The following is an 11855-nucleotide window of genomic DNA, read 5'->3' on the forward strand; positions in this document are numbered from 1 at the left end:
CCGGCATCAGCCCGGTTTTTTTTCGTCGCGCAGTTCGCGCCGCAGGATCTTGCCGACGTTCGTTTTCGGCAGCGTCTCGCGGAACTCGACGAACTTCGGCCGCTTGTAGCCGGTCAGCTGCTCCTTGCAGAAGGCCTTGACCTGGTCGGCGGTGAGGCTCGCGTCCTTCTTGACCACGTACAGCTTGACCGCCTCGCCCGAGTGCTGGTCGGGCACGCCCACGCACGCCACTTCGAGCACGCCCGGCATCGCCGCGACCACGCCTTCGACTTCGTTGGGATACACATTGAAGCCCGAGACCAGGATCATGTCCTTCTTGCGATCGACGATGCGGGTGTAGCCCTTGTCGTCCATGATGCCAATGTCGCCGGTCTTGAAGAAGCCGTCGGGCGTCATGACCTTGGCCGTCTCGTCGTCGCGCTGCCAGTAGCCTGCCATGACCTGCGGGCCACGCACGGCGATCTCGCCGGCGGTGCCGAACGGGACGGCGTTGCCGGCATCGTCCAGGATGCGCAATTCGGTCGATGGCAGCGGCAGCCCGATGGTGCCGGTGAATTCGCTGATGTCGCAGCGGTTGGCGGTGACCACGGGCGAGGTCTCGGACAAGCCGTAGCCTTCGACGATCGGGATGCCCGTCGTCTTGAGCCACTTGTCGGCCACCGCTTTTTGCACGGCCATGCCGCCGCCCGGGCACACCATCAGGCCCGAGAAATCGAGCTTGGCGAAATCGTCGTCGTTCAGCAGGCCGTTGTACAGCGTGTTCACGGCCGGGAAGATGTTGATGCGGTAGCCACCCAGCTCCTTGATGAAGCCCTTGATGTCGCGCGGGTTCGGGATCAACAGGTTCATGCCGCCCACGCGCAGGCCGAGCAGCGCGCAGACCGTCAGCGCATAGATGTGGTACAGCGGCAGTGCGCAGGCAAACTGCGGCTGCTCGCCGGCCAGCATGCGCCCCAGGGTCGGCGCGAACCAGGCCTCGTTCTGCAGCACGTTGGCGATCACGTGGCGGTGCAGCAGCACCGCGCCTTTCGACACGCCCGTGGTGCCGCCCGTGTACTGCAGGAAGGCGATGTCGTCATGGCCGATCGCAACCTGCCCCAGGGTTTCGCGCGCGCCCTCGGCCAGCACCTTGTTGAAGGCGATCGCGCCTGGCAGCGAGTAGGCCGGCACCATCTTCTTGACCTTGCGCACCACCAGATTGACCAGCGTGCCTTTCAGGCCGCCCAGCAGGTCGCCCATCGTGGCCAAGATGACGTGTTTGACCTGCGTCTGGCCGAGCACCTGTTCCAGCGTGTGGGCGAAGTTTTCCAGTACCACGATCGCTTCGGCGCCCGAATCGGTCAGCTGGTGCTGCAGCTCGCGCGGGGTGTAGAGCGGATTCACGTTGACGACGACGTAGCCGGCGCGCAGCACGGCGGCCAGCGCCACCGGATACTGCAGCACGTTGGGCATCATCAGTGCCACGCGCGCACCCGGCTTCAGGCCCCTGGCCTGCAGCCAGGCGGCCATGCGCTGCGACATCGTATCGAGTTCGGAAAACGTGATGGACTTGCCCATGCAGGCATAGGCCTTGCGGTCGGCGTACTTGCGAAACGCCTCCTCGAGCAAATGTGCCAGCGAGCGATATTGCGTCGCATCGATCTCTGCCGGTATACCGGTTTCGTACGACGTGAGCCAGAATTTGTCCATGTATTCCACTGCCTTCCTTGTTGGTTCCAATAAAACGCCGAAGCCGCCTCGCAGGCGGCTTCGGCTGATTGCCCATCGTCCGCCGTGACTTACGCCACCGTGTCCGCCTGCTTTTCATCCCGCAGCGCGCGTCGCAGGATCTTGCCGACGTTGGTCTTGGGAAGCTCATCGCGGAACTCGATGTACTTGGGTCGCTTGTAGCCGGTGAATTCCTGCTTGCAGTAGGCCAGCAAGTCGTCCGTCGTGAGATTCGGGTCTTTTTTTACCACGAATACCTTGACCGCCTCGCCCGAATGCGCGTCCGGCACGCCGACCACGGCGCACTCGAGCACCCCCGGATGGCCGGCGATGACGCCTTCGAGCTCGTTCGGATAGACGTTAAAACCAGAGACCAGAATCATGTCCTTCTTGCGATCGACGATCCTGACGTAGCCGTTGGCGTCCATGATGCCGATGTCGCCCGAGCGGAAGAAGCCGTCCGCCGTCATGACCTTGGCGGTCTCGGCCGGCTGGTTCCAGTAGCCCTGCATAACTTGCGGACCGCGGATCGCGATCTCGCCGCTCTGGCCCGGCGCCACCGGGTTACCGGCATCGTCGATGATGGCAATGTCGGTGGATGGCACCGGCAGGCCGATGGTGCCGCTAAATTCGGCCACATCGGCGCGGTTGCAGGTGGCCACCGGCGACGTCTCGGACAAGCCGTAGCCTTCGATGATGGCCACGCCGGTGACATCGCGCCATTTGTCGGCCACGGCCTTTTGCACCGCCATGCCGCCGCCATTGCACATGCGCAGGCCGGAGAAATCGAGGTGGGCGAAAGCGGGGTTGTTCACGAGCGCGTTGTACAGCGTGTTCACGGCCGGCAGCATGTTAAAGCGGTACTTGGCCAGTTCTTTCACGAAGCCCGGGATGTCGCGCGGGTTCACGATCAGCACGTTGAGCGCCCCCATGCGCATGCCCCACATCGCGCACGCGGTCAGCGCGAAGATGTGATACAGCGGCAGCGCGCACACGATTGTCAAAGGCTCGCCGCCCGCCTCGCCCAGTGCCGGCTGCGACCACGCTTCGCTTTGCAGCACATTGGCAATCACGTTGCGGTGCGTGAGCGTGGCGCCTTTTGAGGGGCCGGTGGTGCCGCCCGTGTACTGCAGGAAGGCGACGTCGCCCGCCTTGAGCGTGGCCGGCTTGAAGGTCATGCGGGCGCCCTGCGCCAGCGCATCCTTGAAGGTCACCATGTTCGGCAGCGAGAACTCGGGCACCATCTTCTTGACGTGACGGACCACGAAATTGACCACCATGCCCTTGGCGCCGCCAAGCAGTTCGCCCATGTTCGCCACGACTACGTGGCGCAGCGGCGTCTTGCCCATCACCTTCTGCACGGTGTGGGCAAAGTTTTCCAGCACGATGATCGCTTCGGCGCCCGAGTCGTTGATCTGGTGTTCGAGTTCGCGCGCGGTGTAGAGGGGATTGACGTTGACGACGACGTAGCCAGCGCGCAGCACGGCAGCCAGCGCGATCGGGTACTGCAGCACATTGGGCATCATGAGCGCCACGCGCGCACCGGGCGTCAGGCCGCGGCTTTGCAGCCAGGCCGCGAGCTTTTGCGAGTACGCGTCAAGTTCGCGGTAGGTGAGGAACTTGTCCATGCAGACAAAGGCATTGCGGTCTGCGAATTTGCTGAACGATTCTTCCAGCAACTGCACCAGCGAAGAGTACTGGTCAGGATTGATCTCTGCCGGCATGCCTGGTGGATACGACTGCAGCCAAATCTTGTCCATGGTTTGCCTCTGTCTCGGGATCTTTTGCAAGATCATGATCGTTCTTGTCGACGGCCGTGCTATGTTGCCGGCTCGCGTGCGCACGAAGCTTATGCCTTTGCTATCGCTGGTTGTGATGCTATCGGGCAGCGCCCTTGTGCGCAAGCGCTTTTACGCCGATTGGAACCGGCCCTCTACGGCAGCGCGCTCATGGTGCGCTGCACCACCTGCAGGCCCGTTGCACCCGTCTTAGCCAACCCCGTCAACACACGGGTACGCTCTTTCTTGTCGAGGGCGGCGAGCCGATTGACGGCCTTGTAGAAACCCGTCCACGTCTTTTCGCGGCGCAGCAGGGCGCGAAACGCTGGCACCAGATCATTGTAGGTCGCCACCGAGGCAAGATGCGCATTGGACAGCGGCTCGGCAAAGAAGCGGTCATAACCGGCGTAGCCGCCCCAGTTTGCCTTGAGCACCTGGTAGTCGTTCTGCAGCGCGATGAACAGGCGGCCCTTGGTGGCGCGCTTGGTGGCGTCCGGTTCCATGCTCTTGTAGGTGCGCTCGAGCTCGCCACGATAACGCAGCAGCAGCGCCAGGAAGTCGCGCTTGCGCGCCTTGTAGCGGTCGTAGGCTGCGCTCATGGCCGGGTTGCCGAAGCGTTCGAGCCAGGCTTCCACGCCGGCTTGCTCCACGGCGCTGGCAAACGATTCATTGAATTGCGAGTCGCCGGCGACATAGACGACCTGGTGCGCCAGCTCATGGAAGATCAGGCGCGCCAGTTCGGCGTCCGGATAATTGATGAAGGTCGACACCAGCGGATCGCTGAACCAGCCGAGCGTCGAATAGGCGCTCACGCCACCCACTTCCACGTCGTGGCCTTCTGCGCGCAGTTGCCGGGCATAGGCCTGGGCGTCGGTCTTGCTGTAGTAGCCGCGGTAGTTGACGCACCCGGCCACCGGGAAGCACCACTGGATCGGTTTGAGCGACAGTTCGGGCGTGGCCACCACATTCCACAGCACGTAGGGGCGTTTGAGGCTGGTGTAATTGGTGTAGCTGCCGTTATCGGGCAGCTGCATTTCCTGGATGGCGAAGCGGCGGATCTGGCGCGCTGCCTCGAGCCGGTGCCGCAATTTGACGCTGGTGCCGGTGTCGGCGATCCAGTCGTCGATCGGGCGCGCATCGGACAGCAATTGCAGCTGGCCTTGCGCGGCCTGGGTGTAGTACGAGAGCGATGAGCAGCTTGTCAACATCAGGGCGGCAGCTGCCGCGGCCATGAGCGGCCGGAAGGCCAGTGAGAATCTAGAGGGCGTCATCTCGTGTGGGGGGCGCAGCTTTTTCAACCTGCACCAGGGTGTCGTAGAAAGTGGGCGCCCGGCCCATGTCGGTCAAACGCTGGCTGGTGACTTCGTTGGCGTTCTTGCCGTCGGTGGCCAGTTTCTTCCACCAGATCGACAAGCCCACCACCAATCCAGCACGCGCCTTGTCGGTCACGCGCGCACGGGCGAGGAACGAACCGCGGTCGTTATAAATGCGCGCCATGTCACCGTGCGCGATGCCACGTGCGGCGGCGTCAAACGGGTGGATGTCGAGGTGCGGTTCGCCCTCAGTTGCACGCAGGCTCTGTACATTGACAAACGTTGAGTTGAGGAAGTTCCGTGCTGGCGGAGAAATCATGGCCAGCGGATAGGTTTTTGCCAGCTCCGGGTTCGATGCCACCGACTCGTACGGCGGGATGTACGTGGGCACCGGATCGAGGCCGTCGGCCAGCATGCTCTCGGAAAAGAACTCGCACTTGCCCGATGGCGTCGTGAAGCCGCCGTCGGCAAACGGCGCGTCCGGCATGTTGAGCTTGCTCCAGCCGGTACGCTTGAGCGACTCCCAGTCGAAGTGCACCGCGCGCGTATCCTTGCTGTTGAAGGCTTGCGCTGCGATGGCGTCGTCGCTCTCCTGGAAGCACGGATCGGTAAACCCCATGCGCGCTGCCAGCAGGCGGAAGAACTCGGTATTCGGCCTGGATTCGCCCACTGGCGCCACGGCGGCGTTATTGGCCATCATGTACAGGTGGCCATAGGCCAGGTGCGCATCGACGTGTTCGAGCTGGGTGGTGGCCGGCAGCAGGATGTCGGCGTAGTCGGCGCTGTCGGTATGAAAGTGTTCGAGCACCACGGTAAACAGGTCTTCGCGCTCGAAGCCCTGCTGCACCTTGCGCGAATCGGGCGCAATGGCCAGCGGGTTCGCGTTGTAGACAATGACGGCCTCGATCTTCGGGCCGAAATCGGGCGCGCTCTCGCGCAGCAGGTCGTCGCCGATCGTGGTCATGTTGATCGTGCGCGGGGTGCGCCCGGCCAGCAGATCCGGGCGCTGCAGCGCCGGGCGGTTGGTCGGGAACGAGGCTGAGCTCGATAGCTGGATGCCGCCTGCGGGCTGGCGCCAGGCACCCACCAGGGCCGGCAGGCAGGCGATATTGCGCACGGCCATACCGCCGCCGCGCACGCGCTGGATGCCGTAGTTGACGCGGATCGCAGCCGCTTCGCCGTTCTTCGCGGTCTGACCGTACAGGCGCGCCAGGTTGACCACTTCATCGACGGTGATGCCGCAGATCTCGGCCGTGCGTTCCGGCGGCCATTCGAGGGCCCGCGCCTTGAGTGGCTCGAAACCCAGTGTGTGCTTGTCGATGTAGTCGTGATCGAGCAGGTCTTCCTTGATCAGCACATGCATCATGCCCAGGGCCAGCGCGGCATCCGTGCCGGGCAGCAGCGCAATATGTTGATGGCATTTTTCGGCAGTGAGCGAGCGATACGGATCGATGGCAATCAAGGTGGCGCCATTGCGCTTGGCTTCTTGCGCGCGCATCCAGAAATGCAGGTTCGATGCGATCGGGTTACCGCCCCAGATCAGGATCAGTTTGGCGTTCTGGAACTGTTCGAGGTCGGTGCCGATCGAACTGCCGATGGAATACCGGTAGCCGGTCGCGCCGGCTGTGGCGCAGATGGTGCGGTCGAGCAGCGACGCGCCCAGCTGATTGAAAAAGCGCAGCGACATTGATTCGCCCTGCACCAGGCCCATCGTGCCGCAATAGCTGTACGGCAGGATCGCTTCAGGGTCACGCGCGGCGATGCCGGTCAGGCGCGTGGCGATCTCGTCCAGGGCGGCGTCCCACGTGATGCGCTCGAACTTGCCTTCGCCCTTGCGGCCGACGCGCCGCATCGGATACAGCACGCGATCCGGGTGGTAGGTGCGCTCGATGTAGCGCGAGACCTTGGTGCACAGCACGCCGGCCGTGGTGGGATGGTCCGGGTCGCCCTTGACCTCCGTGGCGACGCCGTTCTCGACTTTGACGAGCAGCGCGCAGGTATCGGGACAATCGTGAGGACAGGTCGCGCGGACGGTGGTGGTGGTCATATTGTTATTTGGGCTTTGCATGCAGGCTGCACTGAAAAAACTGCGCTAAACCAATACTTTATACGATTCGGCCGGGGTTCGTGACCTCCCCTGACAAGTCTGTTTAAGGCACGCTACAATAGTTAAAACCATGCCATGCAAGGGTGGCAAGACAACCGAGGGGCCTCCAGCAACCCCCTACGCGCAGCGCCTGACGCGCTGCAGCGCGCGGCAGCGTCACCGAGGTCCCCATCGCGGAGAACATCATGAAACTGGTTGAACCTATCCTGGCGTCACTCGCCGAAATCCAGGCAATCCGGCGCGACCTGCACGCGCATCCCGAATTGGGCTACGAAGAACACCGTACCGCGCAGATCGTGGCCGACCGGCTCGAAGCTTGGGGCATTCCCGTCGTGCGCGGCCTGGGCGTGACGGGCGTCGTCGGCATCATCAAGAACGGCACGTCCGAGCGCGCGATCGGCCTGCGCGCCGACATGGACGCGCTGCCCATGCAGGAAATCAATGGCTTCGCCCACGCGTCGACCAATGCGGGCAAGATGCACGCCTGTGGCCACGACGGCCATACGGCGATGCTGCTCGGCGCCGCGCACTACTTGGCGCAGCACCGCAATTTCGACGGCACCGTGTACCTGATTTTCCAGCCGGCCGAAGAAGGCGGCGGCGGCGGGGAGCGCATGATCGAGGATGGCCTGTTCGAACGCTTCCCGATGGACGCCGTGTACGGCATGCACAACTGGCCAGGCATCGCCGAAGGTACGTTTGCCGTGGTCGACGGGCCGATGATGGCCTCGAGTAACGAGTTTCGCGTGACCGTGCGCGGCAAGGGCGCCCACGCGGCGCAGCCGCACCGCGGCATCGATCCAATCATGGTGGCGGTGCAGATCGCGCAGGCGTGGCAAACGATCATCTCGCGCGAAAAGAACCCGCTGCTTACGGCGGTATTGTCGATTACCCAGATCCACGCAGGCAGTGCTACCAACATCATTCCGGATGAAGCGCAACTGGTGGGTACGGTGCGCACGTTCACGACCGAGGTGCTCGACCTGATCGAGCGCCGCATGCAGGAAATGGCCGACGGGATTGCTGCGGGCTTTGGCGCGACGGTCGACTTTGGCTTCAAGCGCAAGTATCCGCCGCTGGTGAACCACACCGAGCAGACCGCGTTTGCGATCGAGGCAATGCGCGCGGTGGTGGGCCCGGACGCGGTGAATGCGAATGTCGAGCCGACCATGGGCGCCGAGGATTTCGCCTTCATGCTGCAGGCCAAGCCAGGCTGCTATGTCTTCCTGGGCAATGGCGACGGCGACCATCGCACCGGTGGCCACGGTCTTGGACCGTGCCAGTTGCACAATGCCAGCTATGATTTCAACGACAACCTGCTGCCGATTGGCGCGAGCTATTGGGTACGCCTGGCGGAGATGAGTCTGCCGGTTGCCTGACAACGTGGCGGGCCGGGCATCGCGCCCGGCTCTGCTTGAGGGCGCCTAGAACAGACCGAGGAATTTTTTCTTGACCGTGTTCTTGCGCGCCGGATCGACGACATCAGTCACGTCCTTGTCGTTGAACTTGTCGATCAGGGCGGCAAACCCCTGGTGCCGCGCCAGATCCAGTTCTTCCTTGAACAGCGGCACGACGCAGTGGAAGTAAATGTCCTTGCCTTCGACCGTCACCGAATGAAACGGCTCTGGCGTCGACACAGGCGGCAGCAGGATGGCGCCGCAAAAGCCCACGCCATCGACGTAGGGCTTGGGCGGTGCGCCGTTGGGCAGCGCATGGCCCAGGCCAATCCAGGTACCCTGGTTGTGCGGATAGTGCGCCAGGTGGCGCATCAGGGCTACCGGCCAATACCAGCGCTCTTCCTTGATCGACGCTTCGTCGAGCTGCCAGTTCGCCGGCAGCGTCATGATCAGTTCGGCGAACGGCGGCGCACCTTCCGGCGTCGTCATCGGACGCTTGCTCATCCCCGAGGTCACCAAGCGCACGTAGGGGAAATCGGCGGTTGGTGCGATCACGTGGATGTCGACCTGAGTGGCGCCGCCATCGGTCTCGTGGAAGAACATCGCGGGGGCGCCCAGGTGCGTGGCAATGTGTTCGCCGACCGGGTCGTGCGGCAGCACGACGGATTCGGGTTGGCGCTGCATCGGCGCGGTCAACGGATACAGCGGGGTGATGGTTGGTTCGGCCATGGTGATTGATCGATATTGTTGCGGCGGGCGCCTATGATACCTGTGCCGCCCGCTTGCGTGGCTGCCAGCACGCTATTGTTCTCGCTAGTACAATACCGCATTATTCCAAAATGTCATCCCCCACCCTTTCCAGGTAGACCATGTTCACTCTCAAAAAAATCAGCATGCTGGCGCTGGCCAGCGCCGCGCTGTGCGCGCCTGCCGCGTTCGCCCAATCCACCGTGGGCAACGGTTATATCGATTCCGTGTCGTTCGAATACGGTACCAACCCGCAGCAGCGCATGGGCCGCGTCGCGATCCAGTCGGACTGGGACAAGCAGTGGTTTGCCGGCAATGGCCGCCATCTGTCGGGTTACTTTGAAACGAACCTGGCCCTGTGGCGCCTGAACTCGTACGAGAACGTCCGTGGTCGCAACAAAAATATCGGCGTGCTGGGCTTTACCCCGGTGTTCCGCTACCAGAACGACAACAAGCTGGGCCTGTACGGTGAAATCGGTATCGGCCTGAACCTGCTGTCGACGCTGTACAAGAATGAAGACAAGGAACTGTCGACCGCGTTCCAGTTCGGTGACCATCTCGGCGTGGGCTACACCACCGCCAAGTGGGACTTCGGCCTGAAATACCAGCACTATTCGAACGGCAGCATCAAGAGCCCCAACGCTGGCGCCAACTGGCTCGTCGCCAAGGCAGCCTACCGCTTCTGATGGGTTTTATTACCGCCGTGACACCCGCCCCCGCTGCGGGTACACGGCGCGGGTAAATAGCATTTCGTGACACAATCGGGCCTTTCGCGGCACAGTCCGCGCGCTGCTGTCGAGGCCCGATTGACTCCTTCGCCCACCCTCAAACGCTATCTCCCCTGGCTCGTCGCCATCGCGCTGTTCATGGAACAGCTGGACGCGACCATCGTCAACACAGCCATTCCCAGCATCGCCGCCAGTCTTGGCGTCACGCCGCTCAGTCTCAAATCCGTTGTCACCAGCTATATCCTGGGCCTGGCTGTCGGTATTCCGCTCAGTGGCTGGATGGCCGATCGCTTCGGTACGCGGCGCGTGTTTTTTACCGCAATTTCGATCTTCACCTTTGCGTCCGTGTTGTGTGGCTTGTCGGTCGATGCGCGGATGATGACGGGCGCGCGCTTGCTGCAAGGGTTGGGCGGCGCGATGATGATTCCGATCGGGCGCCTGTCCATCGTGCGCACATTTCCCAAGAACGAGTTGCTGGGGGCGATGAACTTCGTGATCATCCCGGCGCTGATCGGGCCGCTGCTGGGCCCGACAATCGGCGGGCTGATCGTGCACTGGACCACCTGGCGCGTGATCTTCTTCGTCAATGTGCCGGTGGGCCTGATTGCGCTGTACTTTGTCTGGCGGCACATGCCGGATTACCGTGCGGAGCAGCGGCGGCCGCTCGATGTGGCCGGCCTGCTGCTGTTCAGCAGCGGCACGGCGTTGTTGTCGTGGGTGCTGGAAGTGTTTGGCGAGCACACGCTCGACGGCATCACAGCCGGTCTGCTGTTCTTGCTGGCACTGGGTTTGCTCGGCGCCTACGCCTGGCATGCATGCCGCACGAAGTTTCCCTTATTACGCCTGACGCTGCTCAAGGTGCGTACCTTCCGCATCGCCGTGCTGGGGGGCTTCGTCACCCGTCTTGGCGTTGGCGGCTTGCCGTTCCTGCTGCCGCTGCTGTACCAGCTGGGCCTGGGAATGCCGGCGTGGCAGTCGGGGCTCATGATGATGCCATCGGCACTGGCGGCAATGGGAATGAAGTTGTTCGCGCCGCGCTTGCTGGCGCGATTTGGCTATCGCCAGGTGCTGCTGGCCAATACGATCATGATTGGCGTAACGATTGCCATGTTCACGCTGGTCGATGCCGACTCGCCATTGATCATGATCGTGTGCATCAGCCTGATGCTGGGGTTCTTCAACTCGCTGCAGTTTTCCAGCATGAACACGCTGGCCTACGCCGACATCGAGCCAGCAGACTCGAGCATGGCGAGCACGATCTCCAGCTCGCTGCAGCAACTGTCGATGAGCTTTGGCCTGGCTGCAGGATCGATCGTGACCGCCTGGTTCCTCGGTGACGTGTCCCAGACCAATGGGGGTCAGGTGACGCAAGCGATACACCACGGGTTCATGGCACTGGCGATACTGACGCTGTTTTCGTCGCTGGTGTTCTGGCGCCTGCGCCGCGATGATGGCGACAGCATCAGTCAGAGCCGCGGCGTGGCCAAGACCGTGGAACCGGTAACGGTGACGGGGCAGTAAATTACGCCGGCCTTGTGAGTGGCGCCAGGACCTTTTCGCGGTTGTTCAGGATGAAACTCACGAAGGTCGGCTCCTTGACGGCCAAGCGTACCAGACCCGGCAGCAATGGATAGCAGAACGTGGCGATCCTGCGCACGCATTCATCGTCGCGCAGGGCAGCTTGCGCCGCCTGGCCCGGTGCGCCGTGCAGCATTGGTGCGAGCGTAGCGCGTTGCTTGTCTACAATGGCGGCGATAGGCGTCATGAGTTTGGCGTTCAACGTGGCTTGGTCGATGGGATCTGACATGGTGATTCTCCAGTGGTGGTCAATGGAGTATGTTGGCGTAGAGCAGGCTGGTCGACGCTGATGTTGGGCAACAGAGTCGTCAAGTCCCGGCTTGCCTGGAGAGCAGCGACCTATCAACCGCCCAAAGCGAAAAGCCCCACTCAGATCACTGAGCGGGGCTTTTCTATATAACTAGCCTGACGATAACCTACTTTCACACTGGTTGCAGCACTATCATCGGCGCAAAGTCGTTTCACGGTCCTGTTCGGGATGGGAAGGGGTGGGACCGACT

9 protein-coding genes and 1 rRNA gene are annotated in these 11855 nt (G+C 62.7%); 3 read left to right on the forward strand and 7 right to left on the reverse strand.

Annotated elements, in window-relative coordinates; translation table 11 throughout:
• Positions 1-6: 6 nt before the first annotated feature.
• The 4 genes from AC56LY_RS18475 to AC56LY_RS18490 all read right to left on the reverse strand — a co-directional run bounded on the left by AC56LY_RS18475 (position 7) and on the right by AC56LY_RS18490 (position 6845).
• The gene (locus AC56LY_RS18475) at positions 7-1689 is read right to left on the reverse strand and encodes a long-chain-fatty-acid--CoA ligase (protein ID WP_499581871.1); all 1683 of its coding nucleotides are present in this window, start codon (positions 1687-1689) and stop codon (positions 7-9) included.
• An 89-nt stretch (positions 1690-1778) separates the two neighbouring features.
• Complete coding sequence (locus AC56LY_RS18480) at positions 1779-3467, reverse strand: long-chain-fatty-acid--CoA ligase (RefSeq protein ID WP_499581873.1); 1689 nt, start codon at positions 3465-3467, stop codon at positions 1779-1781.
• 173 nt (positions 3468-3640) lie between these two features.
• The gene (locus AC56LY_RS18485; protein ID WP_499581875.1) at positions 3641-4717 is read right to left on the reverse strand and encodes an aminopeptidase; all 1077 of its coding nucleotides are present in this window, start codon (positions 4715-4717) and stop codon (positions 3641-3643) included.
• Positions 4718-4742: 25 nt separating this feature from the next.
• Positions 4743-6845 carry a molybdopterin-containing oxidoreductase family protein gene (locus AC56LY_RS18490; RefSeq protein WP_499581877.1) on the reverse strand — a complete coding sequence of 701 codons (2103 nt, stop codon included), beginning with the start codon at positions 6843-6845 and terminating at the stop codon, positions 4743-4745.
• Positions 6846-7090: 245 nt separating this feature from the next.
• Here AC56LY_RS18490 and AC56LY_RS18495 point away from each other — a divergent pair, with 245 nt between their 5' ends.
• A complete protein-coding gene (locus AC56LY_RS18495) occupies positions 7091-8284 on the forward strand; it encodes a M20 aminoacylase family protein (protein ID WP_499581879.1) in 1194 nt (397 codons plus the stop codon).
• Positions 8285-8329: 45 nt separating this feature from the next.
• On the opposite strand, the gene AC56LY_RS18500 is transcribed toward AC56LY_RS18495, so the two are convergent.
• The gene (locus AC56LY_RS18500) at positions 8330-9031 is read right to left on the reverse strand and encodes a suppressor of fused domain protein (protein WP_499581881.1); all 702 of its coding nucleotides are present in this window, start codon (positions 9029-9031) and stop codon (positions 8330-8332) included.
• A gap of 140 nt (positions 9032-9171) precedes the next feature.
• On the opposite strand from AC56LY_RS18500, the gene AC56LY_RS18505 reads away from it, so the two are divergent.
• Both AC56LY_RS18505 and AC56LY_RS18510 read left to right on the forward strand, forming a co-directional pair.
• On the forward strand, positions 9172-9735 hold the full coding sequence (locus tag AC56LY_RS18505; RefSeq protein ID WP_258835973.1) for an acyloxyacyl hydrolase: 564 nt from the start codon (positions 9172-9174) through the stop codon (positions 9733-9735).
• 120 nt (positions 9736-9855) lie between these two features.
• Positions 9856-11298, forward strand: coding sequence for a DHA2 family efflux MFS transporter permease subunit (locus tag AC56LY_RS18510; protein WP_499581883.1), 1443 nt, complete (start codon positions 9856-9858; stop codon positions 11296-11298).
• A gap of 1 nt (position 11299) precedes the next feature.
• On the opposite strand, the gene AC56LY_RS18515 is transcribed toward AC56LY_RS18510, so the two are convergent.
• Positions 11300-11584 (reverse strand): hypothetical protein, encoded by a 285-nt coding sequence (locus tag AC56LY_RS18515; protein WP_499581885.1) that lies wholly within the window; start codon positions 11582-11584, stop codon positions 11300-11302.
• Between the two features lie 174 nt (positions 11585-11758).
• A 5S ribosomal RNA gene (gene rrf, locus AC56LY_RS18520) occupies positions 11759-11855 on the reverse strand; the annotation flags it as partial.

The sequence above is a fragment of the Telluria sp. ZT3P25 genome, from assembly GCF_059685895.1.